The organism is Micromonospora sp. HNM0581 (assembly GCF_012726175.1).
Classification (GTDB): Bacteria; Actinomycetota; Actinomycetes; order Mycobacteriales; family Micromonosporaceae; genus Micromonospora.
The window spans coordinates 120,913-146,096 of record NZ_JAASAD010000004.1 but is presented as its reverse complement, the minus strand read 5'-3'; the positions used below and the strand labels follow the sequence as shown (position 1 = coordinate 146,096).

Genomic DNA, 25,184 nt, shown 5'->3' with positions numbered 1-25,184 from the left:
CGCGTCGTGGACTTGTCAGGTGCCACGACTGCATGATCGCGATTGTCAGGGGGTGGCGAGGAGGTTGAGGACGGAGCCGAGGGAGTTGGGGCGGCCGGGGTCGGCGGCGGGGAGGATCAGAGCGGCGCAGCCGGCGGCGACGGCACCGGCGTCAGCGGGGGTGTCGCCGACCATGAGTGAGTCCTCCGGGTCGACACCGAGCATCCCGCAGGCGCGCCAGAAGATCGCCGGATCGGGCTTGCAGCGTCCCACCTCGTACGACAGGACGTGCGCGTCGACCAGGTCGGCGAGGCCCCAGGCGTCGAAGAACGGCCGGATGTCGAAACCGATGTTGCTGACCACGGCCACCTTGACGTCGGCACCGCGCAGCGCGGCGAGGGTCGGCGCGGTGTCGGGGTAGGGCACCCACCCCTGCGGCACCAGCAGCCGCTCGTACAGGGCTTCGGCGAAGCCGTCGATGCCGGCGTCGACCGTTTCGGCCAACCCGGTGTAGGCGCCCCGGTGGGCGTGTTCGTAGAGGTCCCGGTCGGCCCACAGTTCGGCCAGGTGGGGCGGCACCCGGGCGGGCAGCGGCCCACCGGCGCGGCCAGCGGTGAGGAGCCGGTCGGCCAGGGCGGTGGCGCGGGTACGGTCGAGGTCCACGCCGCACGCCGACGCGGCGGCCAGCACCCACGTGCGGGGTTCCTCCACCTGCGCCAGCGTGCCGTGGAAGTCGAACAGCACCGCCCGCACCCGCCGACGGGACGGGCCCTGACCGTCGGCGTCGGGCACGGGGCTGGTCGGTTCGGCATGATCCGGCACGTCGTGCACCCTACCGACCCGCTCCGAACGCCCTCGCGCTCGGCCTTGCCGGGTGCTCGTCGGAGGCACGCACTAATCTTGGGGACATGTCGAGCCCCGCCGAGCGGTACGCCGCGGCGCGCCGCCGGGCCGTCCAGGCCGCTCAGTTCCCGGCACTTGAAGAGTTCACCACTGACCTGGGGTTCGACCTCGACGACTTCCAACGGGAATCGTGTCAGGCCCTGGAACGGGGCAGTGGTGTGCTGGTCTGCGCGCCGACCGGGGCCGGTAAGACGGTGGTCGGCGAGTTCGCCGTACACTTGGCGTTGCGGGGTGCTCCCGGGCGACCGGGCCCGCCCGATGGGGCCCGGCGCAAGTGCTTCTACACCACGCCGATCAAGGCGCTGTCCAACCAGAAGTATCACGACCTGGTCGACAGGTGCGGCGTCGAGCAGGTGGGGCTGCTCACCGGCGACAACGCCATCAACGGCGACGCCCCGGTGGTGGTGATGACCACCGAGGTGCTGCGCAACATGCTGTACGCGGGCTCGGCCACCCTCGACGGCTTGGCCTACGTGGTGATGGACGAGGTGCACTACCTCGCCGACCGGTTCCGCGGTGGGGTGTGGGAGGAGGTCATCATCCACCTGCCCGCCTCGGTGACCCTGGTGTCGCTGTCGGCGACGGTGTCCAACGCCGAGGAGTTCGCCGACTGGCTGATCACGGTCCGGGGCGAGACGACCGTGGTGGTGAGCGAGCACCGGCCGGTGCCGTTGTGGCAGCACATGCTGGTCGGCAAGCGGATGTTCGACCTGTTCCACGACGCCGCCGCAGCCCGGAAACACGATGTGCACCCGGAGCTGCTGCGCTACACCCGGGACACCATGCGTCGGCTGGATCTCGGTGAGGGGCGGTCCGCCGGTTACGGTGCCGGCCGGCGCGGCCCCCGCTGGCGGGGGCCGCTGCGCCCGGACATCGTCGACCGGCTGGACCGCGACGGGCTGCTGCCGGCGATCCTGTTCGTCTTCAGCCGGGCCGGTTGCGACGCGGCGGTGCAGCAGTGCCTCGCTGCCGGGCTGCGGCTCACCTCGCCTGAGGAACGTGCGGAGATCCGCCGTGTGGTGGAGTCCCGGGTGACCGCGATCCCCGGTGAGGACCTGTCGGTGCTCGGCTACTGGGAGTGGCTCGACGGCCTGGAACGCGGGCTCGCCGCTCACCATGCGGGGATGTTGCCGGCGTTCAAGGAGGTGGTGGAGGAGTTGTTCGTCCGAGGGCTGGTCAAGGCGGTCTTCGCCACCGAGACCCTGGCCCTGGGCATCAACATGCCGGCCCGTTGCGTGGTGCTGGAACGCCTGGTGAAGTACAACGGCGAGGCGCACGTCGACCTGACACCGGGGGAGTACACCCAGCTCACCGGGCGAGCCGGTCGCCGTGGCATCGACGTGGAGGGGCACGCCGTGGTGGTGTGGTCCCCGGAAACCGATCCCCGCCACGTGGCGGGGCTGGCTTCCACCCGGACGTATCCGCTGCGGTCCAGCTTCCGACCGTCGTACAACATGGCGGTGAATCTGGTCGGCAGTGTCGGCACGGAGCCGGCCCGGGCGCTGCTGGAGTCGTCGTTCGCGCAGTTCCAGGCGGACCGTTCGGTGGTCGGCCTGGCCCGGCAGGTGCAGCGCAACACCGAGACCATCGAGGCGTACGGCGCCGAGTCGGAGTGCCACCACGGTGACTTCGACGAGTACTTCGCGCTGCGGGTCGCCATCGGTGATCGGGAGCGGGCGATTGCCCGGCAGGGGCAGAGTCAGCGTCGGGCGGCGGCAGTGGCAGCGCTGGAGCGGCTGCGGGTCGGTGATGTGATCCGGGTGCCGACCGGCCGCCGGGCGGGCTTGGCGGTGGTGCTCGACCCGGCGGCCGGAGGCTTCAGCGAGCCACGCCCGCTGGTGCTCACGCAGGACCGTTGGGCTGGGCGGATCAGCCCTGGTGACTTCTCCACCCCGGCGGAGGTGCTGGCCCGGATCCGGGTGCCGAAGCACTTCAACCACCGCAATCCGGCGGCGCGGCGTGATCTGGCGGCCCAGGTGAGCGGCACCGGCCTGGACCGGCACTCCCGACGGGGTGCCCGGGGACGGCAGTCGGGGGAGGATCACCAGCTCGGTCAGCTCCGTACCGAACTGCGTCGGCACCCTTGCCATGCGTGCCCGGAGCGGGAGGAGCACGCCCGCTGGGCCGAGCGTCGCCGCCGTCTGGAGCGTGAAACCGAGGAGCTGCGGGATCGGGTGGCCGGTCGTACGGGGTCTCTGGCGCGTACCTTCGACCGGATCGTGGCGCTGCTCACCGCCCGGGGCTACCTCGCCGTCGACGGTGTGGTCACCGATGCCGGCCGGATGCTGGGGCGGATCTGGACGGAGGCCGATCTGCTCGTGGCCGAGTGCCTGCGGCGTGGGGTGTGGGACGGGCTGTCCCCGGCCGAGCTGGCTGCCGCGGTGTCGGTGGTGGTCTTCGAGGCCCGTCGGGACGTCGACGAGCGGGCCTCGCTGCCGCGCGGCGCGGTCGCCGAGGCGGTTGATGCGACCCTCAAGCTGTGGAGTGAGATTGAGGCCGAGGAGGCGTCGCGTGGGTTGGCGGTGACCCGCGAGCCGGATCTCGGCTTCGCCTGGCCGGTTTACCGCTGGGCCCGGGGAGAGGCGCTGGCGAAGGTGCTGGCCAGCGGGCACGAGCTGGACGGTGAGATGCCGGCCGGGGACTTCGTCCGCTGGGCCCGCCAGGTGGTTGACCTGCTCGGTCAGCTCGCCGATTCCGGTGGTGCCTCGACCGAGCTGCGGGCTACCGCGCGGCAGGCGATCAACGCCGTCAACCGGGGTGTGCTGGCGTACCACGTGCCAGCCTGATCCGGCGTCTCCCGGGTCCCGCGCCGCAGCCGACGCCTCAGGGTGGCGGACGTTGCTGCGGCGTGACCTGCGCAAAATTACCAGGGTGCGGTGTTGTGCCTGGTGAGAGGGTCCCGGATCATGTTATCGGCGTGTGTCCTACGCGTCGGTAGCAGCTCTGGGGGGAGCCCACGTGGCGGAGATCAATCATTTCGAGTATGGCTGGATCACACCGGCGCTCAGCTACGCGCTGTCGGTGCTCGGTTCGATACTGGGGCTGGTCTGTGCCGGTCTCGTTCGTACGTCCACCAGTACGGGACAGAAATTGTGGTGGGGTTCGCTGTCTGCCTGGGCGTTGGGTGGCACCGCGATCTGGACCATGCACTTCATGGCAATGATGGGGTTCGCCGTGTCCGGTTCCCGCATCCGGTACGACGTGCCGATCACCGTGGCCAGTGCGCTGATCGCGGTGCTGGCGGTCGGCATCGGGTTGGCGATCGTGGGTACCGGCGGGCTTTCGGTGTGGCGGATTCTCGGTGGTGGCCTGTTCACTGGTTCCGGGGTGGCGGCGATGCACTACATGGGTATGGCCGCGATGCGGCTGGACGGCCGATTGCTCTACGACGACCTCCGGGTCGGGCTGTCGATACTGATCGCGGTGGTCGCGGCGACCATCGCACTCTGGCTCGCGGTGACCGTCCGCAGGGGGGCGGCGATTCTCGCTTCGGCGCTGGTGATGGGGGTGGCGGTGAACGGGATGCACTTCACCGGGATGAGTGCCCTGTCGGTGCACCTGCACGAGGAACGCGGTGAGACCACCGGGGCTGGTGTCGGCACGTTGCTGATCCCGATCGTGCTGCTCGTCATCTTTGGTGTGGTCGGCCTGGTGTACGCGCTGCTCGCCGCGCCTACCGGCGACGACCGGCCGGCGTTCGGGTACCCAGACCCGCAGTCGGCGCTGGCCGTACCCGCGCCCGAGGTCGGCGCCCCCGATCCGGTGGGCCTGCGCGCCCAGTCGCTGCTGGCCCGGCCCGGCGCGCAGTTCCCCTCGCGTCGGGACCATCCGTCACGCTGACGATCGCGGAAAGTGTCGTACCCGACACCGACCATGTATTCATGGCTGTCCCCGCCCTCACTCCGCGAAACGATCAGGCGCGCTCGTTGCCTCTCCGCGAGGCGCGCACCCGACTCAGCCAACTTGTCGCCATGGCGGAACTGACCGACACCGTCACGGTCGTCACCCGCGACGGTGATCCACGTCCGGTGGCGGCGATCGTGCCGGCGTCGGCCGCCCGCACCGCCGCGCAGGCCCGTGCCGACGCCGGCCGGCTGGCCGAGGTCACTGCCGGCTGGTCGCGGCGTCTGGACGCCCAGCGGCAGCGGAGTGGGCGCCGGCACGCCGCCGAGCTGCGGTCGGTGACCACGGCACTCGCCGAGGTTTGGGCCGAGTTGGATCGCCGTTTTCCGCCGGGCACCGATCCGGCGCTGACCCGGTTACGCGCGGCCCACGCCGACCTGCTTGCCAGCTGAGCGGTCCGTGGTCGGCACGATCCGGTCATGAGTCACGGCTCAGCCTCGGTTCGGGCGGCCCTTGAGCCGCCGGCCCAGCTCACGGGCGATCTCCCGGTTCGAGTCGCGTTCGGCGAGCACCTGCCGCTTGTCGTACGACCGGCGTCCCCTGGCCAGCGCCAGCTCGACCTTCGCCCAGCCGCCGGTGAAGTACATCGACAGCGGCACCAGGGTGATCCCGCCTTCGCGGGTCCGGTCGAGGATCCGGGCGATCTCGACCCGGCGCAGCAGCAGCTTGCGGGTGCGCCGGGGGGCGTGGTTGGTCCAGCTGCCGTAGCCGTACTCGGCGATGTGCAGGCCGTACAGCATGATCTCGCCGTCGTGTTCCTGCGCGAAGGCGTCCACCAGTGAGACGCGACCCGCCCGCAGCGATTTGACTTCGGTGCCGGCGAGCACGATGCCAGCCTCGTACGTCTTGAGCATTGTGTAGTCGTGGCGGGCTCGACGGTTCGACGCGACGAGCGTCCGCTCGGTGCTGGGGGAGGTGCCCATCTGCGGAAGGATAGCCGCGCTGGACGTCCCGCCGCTCATCCCGCAGCTGGCCACCGTTGGTCACCGGGAGCTGCCGGCGTGTCGACGCGTGCGTTGCCGATCGCGTCCTTGCGCCCCCAGCGGCCGGGGATGTCCAGCAGCTCGATCCGGCCGAAACGGGCCGGGACCGCCGGGTGCACCACCAGGTGTTCGCCGTACGGCTCCAGGCCGAGCAGGCAACGTAGCAGCAGGAACGTGGCGCCGGTAGCGGACGCCTGGGGGCTGTTCGCGGCCGGGTACGGCACCGGGTAGCGGGTCAGGTCGCGGTCGTAGCCGGCGAACGCCTCGGGGACCCGACCGGCGAAGTGCTGGGACGCTTCGATGATGGCCTCGGCGATGATTCCCGCGTGGTGGGCGAGACCGTAGTGGCGCAGCCCGCAGGCGATGAGTGCGTTGTCGAAGGGCCACACCGTACCCAGGTGGTAGCCGAGCGGGTTGTAGCTGGTCTGTCCGGTCGCCAGCGTCCGTACCCCCCAGCCGGAGAAGAGCCGTGGACCGAGCAGGTGGTCGGCGACGGTGGCCGCCCGGGAGTGGTCCACGATGCCGCTCCACAGCAGGTGCCCCATGTTCGAGGCAAGTGCGTCCACCTGATCGCCGTCGGGGCCGAGCGCCAGCGCGAAGTACCCGTCCCCGTCGATCCAGAAGTCCCGGTTGAACCGCTGTTTGAGCTCGTCGGCCTCTCGTTCCAGGCGATCGGCGTACGCCGGGTCGCCCCAGAACTCGCGGGCCAGTCGGGCCCCACGCCGCTTGGCGTCGTACGCGTAGCCCTGTAGCTCACAGGTGGCGCGGGGCAGCCCCGGCAGCCGGCCGTCCCGGTAGCAGATCGCTTCCGGGGTGTCCTTCCAGCAGTGGTTCTGCGCCCCGCTCTCGTCGTTACGTGGCTGGTACCAGAGGTAGCCGTCTCCGCGCAGGTCGCCGAATTCGTCGATCCAGCGCAGTGCGGCGCGGGCGGAGTCCTCCAGAGCCCGCACCAACGCGGCGTCGCCGGTCCAACGCTCGTACTCGTCGAGTAGCACGATGAACAGGGGCGTGACATCGGCTCCGCCGTAGTACGGGGACTGGGGACGATGTTCGAAGGCGGCCATCTCCCCGTACCGGAACTCATTGAGGATCTTGCCGGGTTCCTCGTCCCGGAAGTCGTCGAGCACGGTGCCCTGGTCCAGCGCCAGCAGGCGTAGTGTCGTGGCCGCCATCCGGGGTACGAAGGGCAGTGTCTGGTAACAGGCGAGGATGTTGTCGCGGCCGATGATGGTGGCCGACCAGGGCAGCCCGGCGGCGAGCATGGTTTCGTCGGGTAGCGCCAGCGGAGAGAAGCGTAGACCGGCCAGATCCACCAGCCCTCGCTGGTATGTCGTGCACAAGGACTCCCAGTCGCAGTGCAGCCGGGGGGCTTCGGAGATCCACTCTCTCAGGTCCTGGCGCAACGCGGCGTCCAGGTTGCCGTGCGGGTGCCGTAGCCGGTCCCGGACGTCCGCGCCGTCCGGACGCAGCACCTGTCCCTTCACCCGCAGCGTGGTGCTCCATCGGCCCTGCCGCTCGACCTGGATCCGGAAGGTCAGTCCCCGTTCGTCGAACACTGCCGGTTCGCTTGCCGAGATTTCGGCGACCCGGTGGAACTTCTCCCGCCGGTAACCGAGTCGAAGACCTTCGCTCGACACCTCGCGGTAGCCGCGCAGGGCGGACCCGTGCGGCCAGATCACGTCGTAGACCGGGGCGAAGTCGCTGTCCACGTCGATGCGCATGACGTATTCCACGGCGGTGTTCGTGTGGTTGAGTACGGTGAGTCGTTCCAGGAAGGCACTGTCGGAGATCCACCGGTCTCGGATCACCGAGACCTTCGCGTCGACGTAGTGGGTCGGATGGCCGGGGACGAGGAAGAAACGGATCTCGTAGTAGCTCGGTTCGTGCACGGCAAGTGGGTGTAGCCGCTCCCCGTCGAGACTGAGCCGCCAGGTCGACAGGAAGCGGGTGTCGAAGGCGAAGAAGCCACTTGGATTCTTGGGGCTGAAGACCATGTCACCGTTGTCTTCGCTCAACGCGAAGATGTTGCCGTCGAGGATGCGGACTAGCTTCCTCACCGGTGCTCTCCGCCGCCGGCCGGAGGTACCGTCTTGCCCGGCGACGACGGTGACGGTCGGGATTCGGCCAGCGCCCGGTTGCGTCCGCGGGCGGCCACTTCGCGGGGATGGTGGCCGTCGGGCGGTGGCGCGAACATCCGTTCCAGCATGATGACGAAACGGAACTCGCCATCGGCGGTGAAGTCGTTGCGCAGCCAGGCGGGCAGGGGTTTGAGCTCACCACGGGCCATCCGGAGGAAGAGCCGCGCGTCGGCGTAGATCACCGTGTCCGCGTCGACCACACCGTCACACGACACCGTGACCCGTCCCTGGTCGATGCTCACCAGCCAGTGGTCGACCCGGCCCGGGTATTCCAGGTCGAAACGAACGGTGCCGGAGACGTTGCGGAGTATCCGCCCTCCACCCTCGGCGAGACCGTCGAAGAAGTCGCGCACCGCCTGCGGTATCTCGGCGCCGTCTGGGGGCCCTGCCGGCCGACGGGAGCTGATATCGGACTGGCCCGAGCCGGCGGCGGGACGCCTGTCGAACTCCTCCACCATCGTGATGCTAGTGGCTTAGATCCGTTCTGGTGCTGTTCTGTGGCGACTGGTTCACCTTCCGGCGTGGATCAGCCGGTCGGTTCCCCACGCAGGTGAGCGGTGACGGTCGCGGTCAGACCGTCAGGGCGGCGGGTGATCGTCAGCGCCCCGGTCAGGTGATGGGCGAGCCAGAGGCCCCGGCCGCCAGGGGTGTTCGTTGCCGGTAGATTCATCGGCAGGTCCCCGCCGCGTACGTCCCCGTGATCGGTGACCTCACAGACCAGCAGGTCGGCACGCCGGAAAACGTCGAGGCGCCCTCGGCCCCCACCGTGCAGCACTGCGTTGGTGACCAGTTCGTGCACGGCGAGGACCAGATCCTCGGCCACGTCGCCGGTGAGACCGGCGGCGCTCACCCGGGCGGTGAGCAGGTGCCGCAGCGCCGTGACGGTCTGTGCGGTGAACGACTCGGACAGCAGTGGGGTCGCCTCGCCGTCGCCGGGGGCCGGGCCGTGGGAGTCCCAGGAATCCGGCGGGCCGAGGTTGTTCATGCAGGCAGATTACGTCGTCCTCGTGCATCCGCGACCTTTGCCAAGGGGCAAACATCCGGGCGCTACCGCCCGGCCTCCGCCGACGACCGGCCGAAGGACCGGCCGAGGCGGGGTGCCTCCGCCTCCATCCGCTCGGCCAGTTCCGTGCCGCCGAACCGGTCGACCAGCCGGTCGGCGAACCCGCTGAGCAGCACCGGGCGTAGCGCCTGGACCACGGCGATGGACCGCGGCACGTACACCTTGCGTCGTCGGTCCTCGATGCCGCGCAGCAGCGCCTCGGCGCACTGCTCGACGCTGACCACACTGTTCAGCGGCCAGGGCAGCCTGCGCTGCGCGGTGCGGAACGAGTCGAGGTCGTCGCGGAGGTCGCGTACCAGGTCGGTGTCGATCCAGCTCGGGTGCGCGGTGCCCACGGTCAGTCCCTGCCGGCGGTTCTCCAGCCGCAGCACGTTGCCGAACTGCTCGACCCCGGCCTTCGATGCGCAGTACGCCGCCATCCCCGGCATGGCGGCGAAGGCAGCCGCCGACGAGACCAGCAGGACATGGCCCCGGGCTGCGCGTACGTGTGGCAGTGTCGCGCTCACCGTACGGACCACACCTGTCAGATTCACCTCGATGGTGCGGGCCAGGGCGTCGACCGCACCGGTGGACACGGTGCCGATGTTGGCGATACCGGCGTTGGCCACCACCACGTCGATGGCGCCGAAGCGTTGCAGGGTCGAGGCGACTGCGTCGTCCACCCCGGCCTGGTCGGTGACGTCGCACTCGTACCAGTGCCCCTCCACCTCGGCGGCGACCTGCTGCAACAGCACCGGTTCCCGACCGACCAGAGCGACTCGGGCTCCCCGGGCCGCGGCTGCCCGGGCCAGCTGGGCACCGATTCCCCGTGCCGCTCCGGTGATCAGGACGGTCCGGTCGCGTAGATCCAACCGCATGGCTGTCCTCCTGGTCCCGGTCGCCGCCAGCGGCGACCCGTCGGTGGTCTGCCGAACGGTACCGGGCCTCTTGCCGGCCGACCCATCCGGTGCCGGTCGGCGCTTGGCGGGTTCGTCGCGTCGTCGCAAAGCGCCAGCTGTCCGTGGTGAGCGGTGTGGAGATCGGGAAGGATCTACCCCGAGGCCGTACCGCAGTGAGGACCAGGACGAGGAGAACCGCATGGCTGATTTCGTCGGCGCCGTGGATCAGGGCACCACCAGCACCCGGTTCATGATTTTTGACCATGCTGGCAACGAGGTCGGCCGCCACCAACTCCAACACCAGCAGATCCTGCCGCGGGCGGGCTGGGTCGAGCACAACCCGCTGGAGATCTGGGAACGCACCCAGACGGTGGTGCGTACGGCGCTGAACACGCACAGCCTGGCCGCGGGTGACCTGGCAGCCCTCGGTATCACCAATCAGCGGGAGACGACCGTCGTGTGGAACCGGCGCACCGGCCGGCCGTACTACAACGCCATCGTCTGGCAGGACACCCGGACCGATCGGATCGCTTCGGCACTGGAACGTGACGGGCGGGGCGAGGCCATCCGGCGTCGGGCCGGCCTGCCGCCGGCGACGTACTTCTCCGGGGGCAAGATCCAGTGGATCCTGGAGAACGTCGACGGGGTGCGGGTGGCCGCCGAACGTGGTGAAGCGATCTTCGGCAACACCGACACCTGGTTGCTGTGGCACCTCACCGGTGGCGTCGACGGCGGCACCCACGTCACCGACCCCACGAATGCCAGTCGGACCATGTTGATGAACCTGGAGTCCCTGGACTGGGACGACGAGCTGTTGTCCATCTTCGGCATCCCCCGCGCCATGCTCCCCCGGATCGTCCCGTCGTCCGACCCGGGCGCCTACGGCGTCACGCTGGCCAACGGCCCGTTCGCCGGCACGGTCCCAATCACCGCGGACCTCGGCGACCAGCAGGCAGCCACCGTCGGGCAGGTCTGCTTCGCTGCCGGTGAGGCGAAGAACACCTACGGCACGGGTAACTTCATGCTGCTCAACACCGGGCCGGAGATCGTCCGCTCCGAGGCGGGGCTGCTCACCACGGTGTGCTACCGGTTCGCCGGTCAGCCGCCGGTCTACGCGCTGGAGGGTTCCATCGCCGTCACCGGATCGGCCGTGCAGTGGCTCCGTGACCAACTCAAGATCATCAGTAGTGCGGCGCAGATCGAAAGTCTCGCCCGCCAGGTCGACGACAGTGGCGGGGTGTACTTCGTGCCGGCCTTCTCCGGTCTCTTCGCGCCCTACTGGCGCTCCGACGCCCGGGGCGCGATCGTCGGCTTGTCCCGCTACAACACCGACGCGCACATCGCGCGGGCAGCCCTGGAGGCCATCTGCTACCAGAGTCGTGACGTGGCCGAGGCCATGGCGCAGGACTCGGGCGTACGCCTGGAGTGCCTGAAGGTCGACGGCGGTGTGACCGTCAACGACCTGTGCATGCAGTTGCAGGCGGACATCCTCGGGGTGCCGGTGAGTCGTCCGGTGGTCGCCGAGACCACAGCCCTCGGCGCGGCCTACGCCGCCGGGCTGGCCGTCGGATTCTGGCGGGACACCGACGAACTGCGGGAGAACTGGAACGAGAGCCGGCGTTGGCAACCGTCGTGGTCGCCCGAGCAGCGCGCGACCGGCTACGCCGGCTGGCGGAAGGCTGTGCAACGCACGCTGGACTGGGTCGACGTCAGCTGACCGGGCCACCCCACCACCTGTCACGTTTCGTCAATGTAAACGTCACTGCGTGTCGATGTACTCGTGCCGTAATGTCCGGTCGGTCTGCCTTAGCATCCCGATGTTCGGTAACTGCCGGAGGTGTGTGCACAGGGAGGACATCCATGCGGATCACTCGCGCGGTCCTGGCGATGGTGGTCGTACTGTCGGTCGGCGTACCAGCTGGCGCGGCCCACGCGGCGTCACCGTTCACCGTGGTCAACGGCTCGATCCAAGCGGCCACGGGCACGCCCCGACCGTCGTCTGGCACCCACGCCACGCTGTGGCACAACGCCAGCTACGCCACCATCGACGTACGGGGCGCCGGGCAACTCGTCGTCGGTGCCATCGGCGATCACTGTGACGGCTGGCCGACCCTACGGGTGAAGGTGGGCGGCGACCCGATCGGCGAGGTCACCATCAGCAGCGCCACCGAATACGGCGGCTACCCGGTCGGAGGGGAGCTGCCCGAGGGCCTGCACCACGTCCGCATCGAGCTCGTCAACGACCGGTACACCGGCGTGTGCGACCGTAACGCACACCTGGGGTACGTCCGGACACAGCCGCCACCGTCGGTCGACCCGCGCTTCACCTTCGCCGTGGTACCGGACACACAGGAAGAGGTCCTGAGCGCCGGCGACACCCGGCTGCGCCAGCGCGTCGACTGGCTGGTGGCCCAGCGCACGCCACTCGACCTGCGTTTCGTCACGCACTCGGGTGACGTGGTCAACTACGACACCCCCAACCACGTGCAGTACGAACGCGCCCGCGCCGCGCTGCGCCCGCTGGAGACGGCCGGTATGCCGTACACCCTCGCCGTCGGTAACCACGACACCCAGGCAGCCGGCCCGAACGGGGAACTGCGCAGTCCCGCCGGCCAACTGCTACGCGACACGGCCGTGTTCAACAGATACTTCACGACCAGGCGGTTCGGGGAGGTGGGCGGCCAGTTCGAGGCCGGCAAGGTGGACAACGCCTTCGCCACCTACGTCGCCGGAGGAGTGCGCTGGCTGGTGCTCAGTCTGGAGCTGTGGCCACGCCGGGCCGCCGTCGCCTGGGCGCAGTCCGTCGTGGCCGCCCACCCCCAACACAACGTCGTGGTCGTCACGCACCACTACCTGGAAAGCGACGGCGCGATCGGTCAGTCGGCCGGTTACGGCTCCACCAGCCCGCAGTACCTCTTCGACAACCTGGTGGGGCGCTACCCCAACGTCCGGTTTGTCTTCTCCGGTCACACCGGCACGGCGGCCTCCCGGGTGGACACCGGCGTCCACGGCAACCAGATCTACTCCTTCCTGCAGGCATTCCACTCCCGCCGAACCAACCCGGTGCGGCTCGTCGAGATCGACACGGCGGCCGACTCGCTGCGCACCTGGATCTACGCACCGCACACGGACGAGGAGTTCCCAGCGCACCAGCGCACGTACGTCGGGCTCGACCTGATCCGGTGACGTACCGGCGGCGGCCCGCGGCCGTGCCCAGCCCGTACCGGCACGGCGCCGCCCGGGCCGGGGCTGTCCCGGCCGCCGCCCGCCGGTCGTCGGTGCCACCGCGATCCACGAGTGCGAGGCCGTGGAAGAGTGGTGCGGCAGACACCGGTGAGGCGGGAGGCGCCCATGTCCGTGATCGCCATCGAGAACCTGGTCAAGACCTTCGGCGGCGTACGCGCCCTCGACGGGGTCGAGCTGACTGTGGAACCGGGGGAAGTGCACGGGTTCCTCGGGCCCAACGGCTCGGGCAAGTCCACCACCATCCGGATCCTGCTCGGGCTGCTGCGCCGTGACTCCGGTCAGGTCCGCCTCCTCGACGGCGACCCGTGGCGCGACGCCGTCGCGTTGCACCGGCGTCTGGCGTACGTGCCGGGCGACGTCAACCTCTGGCCCAACCTCTCCGGCGGAGAGGCGATCGACCTGTTCGGCGCGCTGCGCGGCGGACTGGACCCGCGCCGCCGCGACGAGTTGTTGCAGCGGTTCGACCTGGACCCGACGAAGAAGTGCCGCACCTACTCCAAAGGCAACCGGCAGAAGGTCGCCATCGTCGCCGCCTTCGCCTCCAACGTCGAGCTGTACGTGCTCGACGAGCCCACCTCCGGGCTGGACCCGCTGATGGAGGCCGTGTTCCAGGAGGAGGTCCGGCACCTCACCGGGGCCGGCGCCAGTGTGCTGCTCTCCAGCCACGTCCTGGCCGAGGTCGAAGCACTCTGCGACCGGGTCAGCATCATCCGGGAGGGGCGGATCGTCGAGTCCGGCACCCTGGCGGAGCTGCGACACCTGGCGCGTACTACGGTCACCGTCGAGACCGCCCGGCCCGTCACCGGCCTGGCCGAGCTGCCCGGTGTGCACGAGGTCCGCCCCGTCGACGGTCGGGTCCGGATGGAGGTCGAACCGGAACACCTCGACACCCTCCTGGCCCACCTGGTCCGCTTCCAGGTCCGCGCGCTGACCAGCACCCCACCCACCCTCGAGGAACTGTTCCTGCGGCACTACGGCGAAACCTCCGACGACCAGCAGACGCAGGCCGGAGGCACCCGATGAGTGCGTTCACCGGCACCGGCCGGCTGGCCCGGCTCGCCCTGCGCCGTGACCGGATCAGGCTGGCCAGCTGGACGCTCGGCACCCCGCTCATCGGGTACGCCATGGCTGCGAGCGTGGCAAGCATCTACCCCGACGAGCAGAACCGTGTCGGGTACGCCGAGGTGGCGAACACCAGTGTCGTCGCCCGCGCCTTCAACGGCCCCATCGCCAGCACCGAACTCGGTGCGGTGGTGATCACCGAAAGCTACCTCACCCTGGCCGTGCTCGCCGCGCTGCTGAGCACCTTCACCGTCGTCCGCAACACCCGACAGAACGAGGAGACCGGCCGAGCCGAACTACTCGGTGCCGCCGCCGTCGGCCGGTACGCGCTGCTCACCGCCGCCCTGCTCGTGGTGGCCGGCGCCAACGTGCTGGCCGGGGGGCTGCTCGCGGTCGCCTTCGTCGGTGCCGGGTTACCGACCGCCGGTTCGGTGGCCGCCGCCGCGGCGATCATCGGTGTCGGTCTCGGCTTCACCGGCGTGGCCGCCGTCACCGCCCAACTGTCGGTGACGTCCCGGGGCGCCAACGCGCTCGCCGCCGCCACGGTCGGAGTGGCCTTCCTGCTGCGTGCCACCGGTGACGTCCTCGGTCAGCGGGCCGCCGACGGGGTGGGACTGGACAGCGCCTGGCCGACGTGGCTGTCACCGCTGGGCTGGGGCACCCAGATCCGTGCCTTCGGCAGCGAACGCCTGTGGGTCCTCGCCTTGCCGGCGGCACTGCTTGTCGTCGGGGTAGCGGTGGCGTACACGTTCGCCGAACGTCGGGACGTCGGTGCCGGTCTGCTCGCCGCGCGACGGGGGCCGGCACGCGCCGCCGTCTGGCTGCTCACCCCGGCGGGACTCACCTGGCGGCTGCACCGGGGCGTGCTCGTCGGCTGGGCGGTCGCGGTGGCGGTGCTCGGCTTCGCCATGGGGCTCGCCGGCAACGAGGTCGACGACATGATCGCCGACAACCCGGCCGCCGCCGAGGCGATCGCCCAGCTCGGTGGCAGCGCCGAACTCGTCGACGCTTTCCTGTCGGCGATGCTCGGTCTGTTCGCCCTGACCATCGGGGCGTACGTGGTGCAGGCCCTGCTGCGGGTACGCGGCGACGAGTCCGACAGCATCCTCGAACCGCTGCTCGCCACGGCGGTGAGCCGCCACCGGTGGCTGGGCACCCAGGTGGCTGCAGCGGTGCTCGGCGCGCTGGCGTTGATGCTGCTGGCCGGAGCCACCACCGGCCTCGGGTACGGGCTGGCCGTCGGAGACCCGGTCGGCTGGGCGGTGGACCTGACCGGTGCGGCGTTGCTGCGGCTACCGGCACTGTTCGTCGTCGCCGGGGTGGTGACCGCTCTGTTCGGGGTGCTGCCCCGCTTCTCGGTGGTAGCGAGCTGGGCGGTGCTCATCGTTTTCCTGCTGCTCGGCCAGTTGGGTGCCGCGTTGGACCTGCCGCAGCCGGTGCTGAACATCTCGCCTTACACCCATGTGCCGTCCGTGCCCGCCGTCGACGTCACCGTCCTGCCCCTGGTGGTCCTCACCGCCGCAGCCACCGCACTGCTCACGGCCGGCCTCACCGCCTTCCGCCGCCGCGACATCCCCACCTGAGCGCCGGTCGCCTCAAGTCCTGATCGGCGGGCGGTGAGGGCGCGCCAGGGACAGCAGCGGCGCGGTCATGTTGCCGGCACCCCGAGGGCGGCGGCGAGCTGGACGATCGTCGTCGGGGTGTCCGGGCACCCGAGCACCTGGGCGAGCAGGTCGCGGGCTGCGGGCCGGTGCCGTACCTCCGCAGGTGCGGTGCTCTGGGCTTGCAGCAGGGTCCGGGCGGCGCTGGTGGGATCGTGGGCGTGCAGGTGGGCACGGGCGGCGTCGATCAGGTGGGCGGCGGCGCGCTCGTCCCCCTCTCCGGCTGCCGCCAACGCGCCCTGCACGAGCAGCGTGCCGCCCATCAGCACCGACCGATCGACCCGCAGCCCGGCGGCGATCTCCGCGATCGTGGACACCTCATGATCAACGCAGGCGGGGTTGGTGCGTACACCGGTTGAGGGTGTTGCCCGGTGAGCGGGTGGTCGTTTACGGTCTGCTCAGCGGTGGGCGGTGCGGTCCGCATCCGATGACACCGCCGGTGGTCCACCACGTGGGCCGGGAGGGTGGAACTCCCGGGCCCGACGCGCGGTGGGTCCGGCCGGTGGGCGAACCCCGAACCGTTTCGGTGGCGCGTCGAGGCGCCGGGCCGGCGGCGTCGGGAGCGCGGACATCCACCGGGAGCACCCGTGTATCTCAGCCCTCACGAGCAGGACCGCCTGCTCGTCCACGTGGCGGCCGACGTCGCCCGGCGTCGCCGCGAGCGTGGCCTGCGCCTGAACTATCCGGAAGCCGTCGCGGTGATCACCGCCTTCCTGCTCGAAGGGGCACGAGACGGGCGGTCCGTGGTCGACCTGATGGCGGCCGGCCGCACCGTGCTCAACCGCGACGACGTGCAGGACGGCATCCCCGAGTTGCTGAGGGAGGTGCAGGTGGAGGCGACGTTCCCGGACGGCACCAAGTTGGTGACGGTGCACCACCCGATCCCGTGATCCCCGGGGAGATCCTGCCGGCCGACGGCCCGGTGCAGATCAACGCCGGGCGTCCGGTGACCAAGCTGCTGGTGGTCAACACCGGTGACCGGCCCGTGCAGGTCGGTTCGCACTACCACTTCGCCGAGGCCAACCCGGCGCTGGACTTCGACCGGGACGCGGCCTGGGGGCAGCGGCTCGCCGTACCGGCCGGCACCTCGGTGCGGTTCGAGCCAGGAGTCAGCCGCCGGGTGGAGCTGGTGCCGCTGGGTGGCGCGCGGATCGTGCCGGGCCTGCGCGGCGAATGCGCCGGAGCGCTGGACGAAGGAGGAAAGGCGTGAGTGCCGTGGACCGGGACCGCTATGTCGCCCTGTACGGACCGAGCACCGGCGACCGGATCCGACTCGCCGACACCAACCTGCTGATCGAGATCGAGTACGACCATTGTGCCGGTGGCGATGAGGCGGTCTTCGGCGGCGGCAAAGTGATCCGTGAGTCGATGGGCCAGTCCCGGGCCACCCGCGCCGAGGGCGCCCTGGACACCGTGATCACCGGCGCGGTCGTCCTCGACCACTGGGGAGTGGTCAAGGCCGACGTCGGGCTGCGTGACGGACGGATCGTCGCGCTGGGCCGCGCCGGCAACCCGGACACCATGGACGGTGTCCATCCGGACCTGGTCATCGGCCCAGCCACCGAGGTGATCGCCGGCAACGGCCGGATCCTCACCGCCGGGGCGGTCGACACCCACGTGCACTTCATCTGCCCGCAACTGGTCACCGAGGCGCTCGCCAGCGGCGTCACCACCCTGGTCGGCGGCGGCACCGGCCCGGCCGAGGGCACCCGGGCCACCACCGTCACCCCGAACGCCTGGCACCTGGCCCGGATGCACGAGGCCCTCGACACGTCCCCGGTCAACGTGCTGCTGCTCGGCAAGGGCAACACCGTCTCGGAAGAGGCGCTGTGGGAGCAGTTGCGGGCCGGAGCCGGCGGGTTCAAGCTGCACGAGGACTGGGGCACCACCCCGGCGGCGATCGACGCCTGCCTGCGGGTCGCCGACGCCTCCGGCGTGCAGGTCTCCATTCACACCGACACCCTCAACGAGGCCGGCTTCGTCGCCGACACCCTCCGCGCGATCGGCGGACGGGCAATCCACTCGTACCACACCGAGGGGGCGGGCGGCGGGCACGCGCCGGACATCATCACCGTCGCCGGTGAGCCGAACGTACTGCCCTCGTCGACGAACCCGACCCGCCCGTACACCCGCAACACCCTCACCGAGCATCTCGACATGCTGATGGTCTGCCACCATCTCAACCCGGCGGTGCCAGAAGACCTGGCGTTCGCGGAGAGCCGCATCCGACCGTCCACGATGGCCGCCGAGGACCTGCTGCACGACCTCGGGGCGATCTCCATCATCGGCTCCGACTCGCAGGCGATGGGCCGCATCGGCGAGATCGTGTTGCGTACCTGGCAGAGCGCACACGTGATGAAGGCCCGGGTGGGTGCCCTGCCCGGGGACGGGGCCGCCGACAACCACCGGGCCCGCCGGTACGTCGCGAAGTACACCATCTGCGCGGCCATGGCCAACGGACTCGACCACGAGATCGGGTCGGTGGAGCCGGGCAAGCTCGCCGACCTGGTGCTGTGGGAGCCAGCTTTCTTCGGCGTACGACCACACCTGGTCATCAAGGGCGGCATGATCGCGTACGCGCAGATGGGTGACGCGAACGCCTCGATCCCCACCCCGCAGCCGATGCTGCCCCGGCCGATGTTCGGCGCGTACGGTGGCGCGGCTGCCGCCACCAGCCTGGCATTCGTGGCACCCGCGGCGTTGGAGGCCGGGCTGCGGCTTGACGTGCGGCGTCGGGTGGTGCCGGTGGCCGACGTACGCACCCGGGGCAAGACCGACCTGCCGGGCAACGACGCCCTGCCGCGCATCGAGGTCGACCCGGACACCTTCACGGTCCGGATCGACGGTGTGGCGGTGGAACCGGATCCGGTGACCGAACTGCCGATGGCCCAGCGGTACTTCCTGTTCTGATGGCCACCCCGACGATGCTGCTGCTCCTCGCTGACGGGCGGTTCCCGGCTGGTGCGCACGCACACTCGGCCGGGTTGGAGGCGGCCGTCGCCGCCGGCCGGGTGACCGACCTGACCACGCTGGCGGAATACCTGAGCGGACGGTTGGCCACGGCCGGTCTGGTCGCGGCGGCCTTCGCCGCGGCGGCCCGTGGCGTGGCGTGGTCGGCCGGCCGCTCCGCCGCGCTGGCCCGACTCGACGCCGAACTGGACGCCCGGACCGTGTCACCGGCGCAGCGGTCGGTCTCCCGGCGGCAGGGCCGCGCGTTGCTGCGGGCCGGTCGCCGGATCTGGCCGGCGGTCACCTTCGACGACCTGCCCACCGCAGCGGACGGGCCACACCAGCCCCTGGTACTGGGGCTGGTCGGTGCCGCCGCCGGTCTCGACCCCGGGCAGGTGGCCACGGTCGCCGCCCACGCGACGGTGACCGGCGCGGCCAGTGCCGCCGTACGCCTGCTCGGCCTGGACCCGTACCAGGTGCAGGGTCTGCTGGTGCGGCTCGCCGCCACCTGTGACGCCACCGCGGCGCGGGCGGCCCGCGCCGCCGAGGAACCACCGGAGCGGCTGCCCGCCGCTGCCGCTCCGCTCGCCGACATCCATGCCGAAGCTCACGCCACCTGGGAGGTGCGTCTCTTTGCGTCCTGAATTCGACCACGACGAGTCCGTTCCCCACACCCACCCCGAGCCGGGGGTCGACCCGTACGCCCCGCTACCGACTGCCGCGCGGGCGTTGCGGGTCGGCATCGGCGGCCCGGTCGGCTCCGGCAAGACCGCCCTGGTCGCTGCGCTGTGCCGGGCGTTCGCCGACGAGTTGCGTCTCGGCGTGGTGACGAACGACATCTACACCACCGAGGACGCCGACTTCCTCAAGCGCGCCGGGGTGCTCGATCCGACCCGGATCAGGGCGGTGGAGACGGGTTGCTGCCCGCACACCGCCATCCGCGACGACATCGGCGCCAACCTCGACGCGGTCGACGAGCTGACCGACGCGTTGGGTCCGCTGGACCTGGTGCTGGTGGAGAGCGGCGGTGACAACCTGACCGCCACGTTCAGCCGGGGCCTGGTGGACCGGCAGATCTTCGTGGTGGACGTCGCCGGTGGGGACAAGGTGCCCCGCAAGGGCGGCCCGGGGGTGACCGCCGCCGACCTGCTGGTCATCAACAAGACCGACCTGGCGCCGATGGTCGGTGCCGACCTGTCCGTGATGGACCGCGACGCCCGGGCCCGTCGGGGCGACCTGCCGACGGTGTTCCAGTCCATCAGTGAGGATCCCCTGGCGACCCAGGTCGCCGCTTGGATCCGTCACGAACTGGCCCACCACCGGGCCGCGCAGTCCACGCCGGCCGGGCCGGTACCCGCCGGGCAGGCCTGATGCGGGCCACCGCCCGGCTGGTGGCCCGCGTCGACCGGCGCGGCCAGACCGTGCTGGCCGAACTGCGCGGCGAGAGCCCGCTGCTGCTGCGCCAGGTACCGGCCCCCGGCGGTGGTGTCACGGTGTACGTCGTCGGCGGAGCGGCCGGTCCGCTCGCCGGCGACTACCTGCGGCTGGACGTCGAGGTCGGCCCCGGCGCGGTGGTCCGTGTGCACACGGTGGCCGCGTCCGTCGCGCTGCCGGGCCGCCCCGACGCGGTGTCCCGGACGCTGGTCCGGGCCACCGTCGCCGAGCGGGCGGCCCTGACCTGGCTGCCCGAGCAACTGGTCGCGGCGGCGGGCTGCGCACACGTCGCGGACTCGCGGGTGGCCGTCGCGGCCGGGGGCACCCTGCACTGGCGGGACGAGCTGATCTGCGGGCGGCACGGCGAGCGCCCCGGCAACATCGAGATCAACACCTGGGTCGACCTGGACGATCGGCCGCTGCTACGGCAGTCCCTGGCGGTCGGGCCGAACGCCGCCGGCTGGGCCGGACCGGCGGTGTTGGCCGGCGCGTCCGCCACCGGTTCGCTGCTGATCGTGGACCCGGCCCGACCGGCGCAGTCGGCTGCGGTGTGCGGTACGCGGGCCCGGCTGCCGCTGGCCGGCGGCCCGGCGACCCTGTGGAGCGCCACCGCGCCGGACGCGCACACCCTGCGGGAGTACCTCGAACCGGACAGCGCGATGGATACCATCGCTGCCTCGGCCGGGGGGTGAGGAGCGTCGGGTTGTACGAGTTGGGTGAGGTCGTCGCCGAGCGGCGGATCGTGCAGAAGCTGGCCGTCGCGGTGGCGGTCATGGACAAGATCGACCGCGGTGAGCTGCGACTGGACCAGCGGCTCGACCTGAGCGCCGACATCATCCTCGGCGGCAGCGGGATCTACTTCCTCCATACGGTCTGGGGCGACGAGATCACCGTGGCGAATTTCCTCACTGCGATGCTGCTCGTCTCCGACAACACGGCTGTGCGGATGTGCGGGCGGGTGGTGCCGGCGCTGGAAATCAACGAGATCCTCGCGGCCAAGGGCTTCACGCACACCCGCGTCGAGCCGGTGGCCAACCCGAACCGGTTCTTCCTCGGGGTGACGACCCCGCGCGAGACCCATGACCTGCTGTGGCGGCTGGCCAACAAGACGCTGCTGTCGACCCGGTCGAGTGACTTCCTGCTCGGCGTTCTCCGCTGGATCAACGGTTACCACGACGGGATTCGCCGCGACATGTCCTCGGCCGAGCGCAGCCGGGTCGCCACCAAGTACGGTGCGGACTACGACTCCTCGGGAGCCGCCCGTCACGAGGTCGGGATCATGTTCGACGCGACCGGTGCGCCCACCCTGACGTACGCCTTCTTCGCCGACTCCCTCGGCGACCTGGACAACTACGGCGGCACCCACCCGGCCGTACGCGCCCACGCGGCCCTGGGCCGGACCATGTTCGACACCATTGCCCGGACCACCAACCCCGCCCCGCGCGCCCACCACTCCGTCCCGCAGTTCCGCCCCGTCAACGGCGGCTGACCAACCATCGGCCCCCACCCTCCTCGATTTTGCACTTTCGGTCGTCGGTACGCGCGTCTTCCGGCTTATGGTGCGACCGGAAGTGCAAGATCGCGGGGCGGCCGGGGTGTGGGGACGGGTCAGGCGGGGGTTGGGGTGCGGCGACCGGAGTCCAGGCGGGTGATCAGGGCGTCGAGGAGGCCGGCCAGGTCGGTGTCGTCCGTCATGCTGAGCCCGGCCAGGTCGGTGCGGATCGCGGCGTCCACCCGCTCGTGCTCACGACGCCCCCGTGCGGTCAGGTAGGCGCGGATGCGACGGCGGTCGACGGGGTCGATCCGGCGGAAGACGAGGTTGCGGTCGACGAGCTGGTCGACCAGCTTGGTCAGGGTGCCCGGCGGCAGTGACGCCTCGGCGGCGACCTCGCTCATCGGATGCCCGAGACCGTCGGCGAGCAGGCTGAGGACCCGCCACGCCTCGATGCTGAGGGACTCGGCGGCGAGCACCCTGCCGACCCGGCGCGAGAGCAGCCGCTCGGCGCGGGTGAGCAGGGGTAACAGGTCGGCTGCGGAACCGGGAAGGTCTGACATGGCACTCCCGCCTCGCTGATGCGGTGTCATCGTAGCGAGATGTCTCGCTGGCTGGGGAGGGCTGGTCTTCACCAGCGGCTGCGGCGACCATGTGTTCATGTCCGCGCCGGCACCGGGGTCCGGACGCCCGCAGGCGGGGGAGAGCATCACCGCCGGGGCGTCCTGGCTGACCGTCGACCGCGGCGTGGTCAGTATCGCCCTGGTGTATCCGATGCGCGGGCCGGCGGGGATGTTCGGTCCGAGCTGTGAACTCTGTGCGCAGCTAGCGGTCGAGGAGCTGAACCGGCGTGGTGGCGTACTCGGCCGGGAGTTGCGGCTGGTGCCGGTGGACGGCGGGGCACCACCGGCCGAAGTGGCCGCCGAGGTGGAGGCGCTGGTGTCGGTGGGCGCGGTGCAGGGTGTCACCGGCTGGCACATCTCCTCCGTGCGTCAGGCGGTTGCGCCGCGCATCGCGCACCAGGTGCCGTACGTCTACACCGCTCTGTACGAGGGTGGCGAGCGTACCGAGGGTGTCTTCCTGACCAGTGAGACGCCGGACGCGCAACTGTGGCCGGCGATGCGGGTGCTCGCGGCGGATCTCGGGGTGCGACGCTGGTTCGTGGTCGGCAACGACTACGTCTGGCCGCGCCGGACGACCCGGGCGGCCTACCGGTACGCGCTGCGCAGCGGCGGACGGGTGGTCGGCCAGCACTTCCTGCCGTTGGAGACCCACGACTACTCCGAGGTGTTGCGGCGCGTCGAACACAGCGACGCCGACGCGGTGCTCATGCTGCTCGTGGGCGCGGACGCGGTCCGGTTCAACCGGGCGTTCGCCCGCGCCGGGCTGGACCAGCGTTGTCTGCGCCTGAGCACTTTGATGGACGAGAACATGCTGCTCGCCAGCGGTGCCGCCAACACCCGGGGGCTGTTCAGCACGGCGGGTTTCTTCGCCGGCCTGGTGACCCAGGAGAACCTGGACTTCCACGGCAGCTTCGGTCGCCGCTTCGGGCTGGAGGCGCCGCCGCTGGGCAGCCTGGGGGAGTCCTGCTACGAGGGTGTGATGTTGTTGGCCGCGCTCATTGCCGAGGCCGGCACGCTGGACGTACGGGCGGTGGAGGCATCCGCGGACGTGGTGTCTTACGACGGGCCGCGCGGCGAGTTGCGACTGCGCCGTCGACATGTCCGCCAGCGCATCTACCTGGCCGAGGCCGACGGCCTGGACTTCACCGTCCTGACTGAACTGTGATGCTCTTCCGGGCGTGACCGGACCGTGCCTTGACAGGTCAGCCGACCGGCGGCCAAGATACTTCCTACGTGAAGCATCCGACCGTCGCGTCGGATATCACCACCGTCCGGCGATGGACGGGAAAAGCGCAGCCGAATGCGGCTGAAATCGTGTGCCGGCGTCATTTTGCCGATTTTCCTCGGCGATGCGCCGGCATTTTTTTTATGCCCTCGTCGGAGTGGTCGGGCCAGCGGAAACAGTCTATTGAGGGCCGAGAAACATCGACGTAATGAAAACGATCGAAGCTTTTCCTGCCCGATATTCGAGTCGCCGCCTGGTCGGTGTCCACCCGCCGTACCGGGTAGCGGGAGACGTTTCACCGGACCGCACCGCAGTTACCCAGATCCGCACTTCCGCCCGGGGCCGACGACCGTCCCCGGGCACTGACTGACGTCATACGCGCGACGCAGGGAGAATTGATGACACTGAACCGGGGCCGCCGCATCCTGGCGGGTGCCATGACCCTGGTCGCCGCGGCCGCGCTGGCCGCGTGCGGCAGCAAGACCACCGACGGGAACACCGCTGCCGGAGTCACCGCCGACGTCTCCGGTGACACCGTCAAGGTGGGCCTGCTCAACTCCCTCTCCGGCACGATGGCCATCAGCGAGGTCACCGTCCGAGATGCGATCATGCTGGCGATCGAGGAGATCAACGCCGCCGGGGGCGTGCTCGACAAGAAGATCGAACCCGTCGGCGAGGACGGCGCCTCGGACTGGCCGACCTTCGCCGAGAAGGCCGAGAAGCTGATTCGGGAGGACCGCGTGGCGGCCGTCTTTGGCTGCTGGACCTCGGCCAGCCGCAAGGCCGTGAAGCCCGTGTTCGAGAAGAACAAGGCACTGCTGTTCTACCCCGTGCAGTACGAGGGCCTGGAGCAGTCGCCGTACATCTTCTACACCGGGGCCACGACCAATCAGCAGATCGTCCCCGGCCTGGACTACCTCAAGGCGCAGGGAGCCACCTCGCTCTACCTGGTCGGCTCCGACTACGTCTTCCCGCGTACCGCAAACAAGATCATCAAGGCGTACGCCGAGGCGAACGGGATGACGGTGCTGGGGGAGGACTACGCCCCGCTGGGCTCCACCGAGTTCGGCACCATCACCAACAAGGTGAAGTCCGCCGGCGCGGACGCGGTCTTCAACACCCTCAACGGCGACAGCAACGTGGCGTTCTTCAAGGAGTACAAGTCCGCTGGTTTGACCGCCGCCGCCATGCCGGTGGTGTCGGTGTCGATCGCCGAGGAGGAGGTCAAGAGCATCGGCACCCAGTACCTGGAGGGCCAGCTCACCGCCTGGAACTACTACCAGACCACGCCGGGGGCGGCGAACGAGAAGTTCGTCGCGGCTTACAAGGCGAAGTACGGGGCGGACAAGCCGACGAGCGACCCGATGGAGGCCGCGTACGTCTCGGTCTACCTGTGGAAGGCGATGGTCGAGAAGGCTGGCACCTTCGACGTGGAGAAGGTTCGTGGGGCCTCCGACGGCATCACCTTCGAGGCGCCCGAGGGCCTAGTCACCGTGGACGGTGCCACCCAGCACATCGCCAAGACGGCACGCGTCGGCAAGGTCGGCGCGGACGGTCTGATCACCGAGGTCTGGAACTCCGGCCAGCCGATCACCCCCGACCCGTACCTCAAGAGCTACCCGTGGGCCGGCGGCCTGAGCTGACC

Annotated in this window: 24 protein-coding genes; 16 read left to right on the top strand and 8 right to left on the bottom strand. The window is 70.4% G+C overall.

The features are described 5' to 3' along the window. Positions 1-45: 45 nt before the first annotated feature. Positions 46-801, bottom strand: a complete 756-nt coding sequence (locus HCA58_RS07950) for an HAD family hydrolase (protein WP_346775906.1) — start codon at positions 799-801, stop codon at positions 46-48. Between the two features lie 86 nt (positions 802-887). On the opposite strand from HCA58_RS07950, the gene HCA58_RS07945 reads away from it, so the two are divergent. The 3 genes from HCA58_RS07945 (at position 888) to HCA58_RS07935 (ending at position 5,177) form a co-directional block, all read left to right on the top strand. After that, entirely contained in the window at positions 888-3,668 is a 2,781-nt protein-coding gene (locus HCA58_RS07945; protein ID WP_169597117.1) for a DEAD/DEAH box helicase, read from the top strand. 172 nt (positions 3,669-3,840) lie between these two features. Beyond that, positions 3,841-4,722, top strand: a complete 882-nt coding sequence (locus HCA58_RS07940) for an MHYT domain-containing protein (protein ID WP_169597116.1) — start codon at positions 3,841-3,843, stop codon at positions 4,720-4,722. A gap of 41 nt (positions 4,723-4,763) precedes the next feature. Further along, positions 4,764-5,177: a type II toxin-antitoxin system Phd/YefM family antitoxin gene (locus HCA58_RS07935; protein ID WP_169597115.1), complete on the top strand. Its 414-nt coding sequence runs from the start codon at positions 4,764-4,766 to the stop codon at positions 5,175-5,177. A 39-nt stretch (positions 5,178-5,216) separates the two neighbouring features. On the opposite strand, the gene smpB is transcribed toward HCA58_RS07935, so the two are convergent. The 5 genes from smpB to HCA58_RS07910 form a co-directional block, all read right to left on the bottom strand. Next, positions 5,217-5,708: an SsrA-binding protein SmpB gene (gene smpB, locus HCA58_RS07930; RefSeq protein WP_169597114.1), complete on the bottom strand. Its 492-nt coding sequence runs from the start codon at positions 5,706-5,708 to the stop codon at positions 5,217-5,219. Between the two features lie 35 nt (positions 5,709-5,743). Next, complete coding sequence (locus tag HCA58_RS07925) at positions 5,744-7,825, bottom strand: glycogen debranching N-terminal domain-containing protein (protein WP_169597113.1); 2,082 nt, start codon at positions 7,823-7,825, stop codon at positions 5,744-5,746. Then, the gene (locus HCA58_RS07920) at positions 7,822-8,361 is read right to left on the bottom strand and encodes an SCP2 sterol-binding domain-containing protein (protein WP_169597112.1); all 540 of its coding nucleotides are present in this window, start codon (positions 8,359-8,361) and stop codon (positions 7,822-7,824) included. Before HCA58_RS07920 ends, HCA58_RS07925 begins: the two co-directional genes overlap by 4 nt. A gap of 71 nt (positions 8,362-8,432) precedes the next feature. Further along, entirely contained in the window at positions 8,433-8,891 is a 459-nt protein-coding gene (locus HCA58_RS07915) for an ATP-binding protein (protein WP_169597111.1), read from the bottom strand. A gap of 62 nt (positions 8,892-8,953) precedes the next feature. Further along, positions 8,954-9,826 carry an SDR family oxidoreductase gene (locus tag HCA58_RS07910; RefSeq protein WP_169597110.1) on the bottom strand — a complete coding sequence of 291 codons (873 nt, stop codon included), beginning with the start codon at positions 9,824-9,826 and terminating at the stop codon, positions 8,954-8,956. Between the two features lie 220 nt (positions 9,827-10,046). On the opposite strand from HCA58_RS07910, the gene glpK reads away from it, so the two are divergent. From glpK to HCA58_RS07890, 4 genes are all read left to right on the top strand, one after another. Further along, the gene (gene glpK / locus HCA58_RS07905; protein ID WP_169597109.1) at positions 10,047-11,564 is read left to right on the top strand and encodes a glycerol kinase GlpK; all 1,518 of its coding nucleotides are present in this window, start codon (positions 10,047-10,049) and stop codon (positions 11,562-11,564) included. A 143-nt stretch (positions 11,565-11,707) separates the two neighbouring features. Beyond that, on the top strand, positions 11,708-13,033 hold the full coding sequence (locus HCA58_RS07900; protein ID WP_169597108.1) for a carbohydrate-binding domain-containing protein: 1,326 nt from the start codon (positions 11,708-11,710) through the stop codon (positions 13,031-13,033). Positions 13,034-13,198: 165 nt separating this feature from the next. Further along, positions 13,199-14,116, top strand: a complete 918-nt coding sequence (locus tag HCA58_RS07895) for an ABC transporter ATP-binding protein (RefSeq protein WP_169597107.1) — start codon at positions 13,199-13,201, stop codon at positions 14,114-14,116. Next, positions 14,113-15,738, top strand: coding sequence for an anibiotic ABC transporter (locus HCA58_RS07890; RefSeq protein ID WP_169597106.1), 1,626 nt, complete (start codon positions 14,113-14,115; stop codon positions 15,736-15,738). The genes HCA58_RS07895 and HCA58_RS07890 overlap by 4 nt, the downstream gene beginning before the upstream one ends. Positions 15,739-15,803: 65 nt before the next feature. Here HCA58_RS07890 and HCA58_RS07885 read toward each other — a convergent pair whose 3' ends face one another. Then, positions 15,804-16,133, bottom strand: a complete 330-nt coding sequence (locus HCA58_RS07885) for a hypothetical protein (RefSeq protein ID WP_169597105.1) — start codon at positions 16,131-16,133, stop codon at positions 15,804-15,806. Between the two features lie 270 nt (positions 16,134-16,403). Here HCA58_RS07885 and HCA58_RS07880 point away from each other — a divergent pair, with 270 nt between their 5' ends. From HCA58_RS07880 to HCA58_RS07850, 7 genes are read left to right on the top strand one after another with little or no spacing between them, the layout of a single operon-like run. Continuing rightward, entirely contained in the window at positions 16,404-16,706 is a 303-nt protein-coding gene (locus HCA58_RS07880; RefSeq protein WP_169597104.1) for an urease subunit gamma, read from the top strand. After that, positions 16,703-17,026, top strand: a complete 324-nt coding sequence (locus HCA58_RS07875) for an urease subunit beta (RefSeq protein WP_169597103.1) — start codon at positions 16,703-16,705, stop codon at positions 17,024-17,026. Before HCA58_RS07880 ends, HCA58_RS07875 begins: the two co-directional genes overlap by 4 nt. After that, a complete protein-coding gene (locus HCA58_RS07870) occupies positions 17,023-18,726 on the top strand; it encodes an urease subunit alpha (protein WP_169597102.1) in 1,704 nt (567 codons plus the stop codon). Before HCA58_RS07875 ends, HCA58_RS07870 begins: the two co-directional genes overlap by 4 nt. After that, positions 18,726-19,409: an urease accessory UreF family protein gene (locus HCA58_RS07865; RefSeq protein ID WP_169597101.1), complete on the top strand. Its 684-nt coding sequence runs from the start codon at positions 18,726-18,728 to the stop codon at positions 19,407-19,409. The genes HCA58_RS07870 and HCA58_RS07865 overlap by 1 nt, the downstream gene beginning before the upstream one ends. Next, entirely contained in the window at positions 19,399-20,136 is a 738-nt protein-coding gene (gene ureG, locus HCA58_RS07860; protein WP_169597100.1) for an urease accessory protein UreG, read from the top strand. The genes HCA58_RS07865 and ureG overlap by 11 nt, the downstream gene beginning before the upstream one ends. Then, on the top strand, positions 20,136-20,891 hold the full coding sequence (locus HCA58_RS07855) for an urease accessory protein UreD (protein ID WP_169597099.1): 756 nt from the start codon (positions 20,136-20,138) through the stop codon (positions 20,889-20,891). Before ureG ends, HCA58_RS07855 begins: the two co-directional genes overlap by 1 nt. Before the next feature lie 11 nt (positions 20,892-20,902). Next, positions 20,903-21,688 carry a serine hydrolase gene (locus HCA58_RS07850; RefSeq protein WP_240955679.1) on the top strand — a complete coding sequence of 262 codons (786 nt, stop codon included), beginning with the start codon at positions 20,903-20,905 and terminating at the stop codon, positions 21,686-21,688. A gap of 119 nt (positions 21,689-21,807) precedes the next feature. Here HCA58_RS07850 and HCA58_RS07845 read toward each other — a convergent pair whose 3' ends face one another. Continuing rightward, positions 21,808-22,254, bottom strand: coding sequence for a MarR family transcriptional regulator (locus HCA58_RS07845; protein WP_169597098.1), 447 nt, complete (start codon positions 22,252-22,254; stop codon positions 21,808-21,810). Between the two features lie 97 nt (positions 22,255-22,351). Between HCA58_RS07845 and HCA58_RS07840 the strand changes: the two genes are divergently transcribed. Together HCA58_RS07840 and urtA are read left to right on the top strand one after the other, a co-directional pair. Beyond that, positions 22,352-23,479 (top strand): substrate-binding domain-containing protein, encoded by a 1,128-nt coding sequence (locus HCA58_RS07840; protein WP_205807944.1) that lies wholly within the window; start codon positions 22,352-22,354, stop codon positions 23,477-23,479. A gap of 458 nt (positions 23,480-23,937) precedes the next feature. Next, on the top strand, positions 23,938-25,182 hold the full coding sequence (urtA, locus tag HCA58_RS07835) for an urea ABC transporter substrate-binding protein (protein WP_169597097.1): 1,245 nt from the start codon (positions 23,938-23,940) through the stop codon (positions 25,180-25,182). The last annotated feature ends 2 nt before the right edge of the window (positions 25,183-25,184 follow it).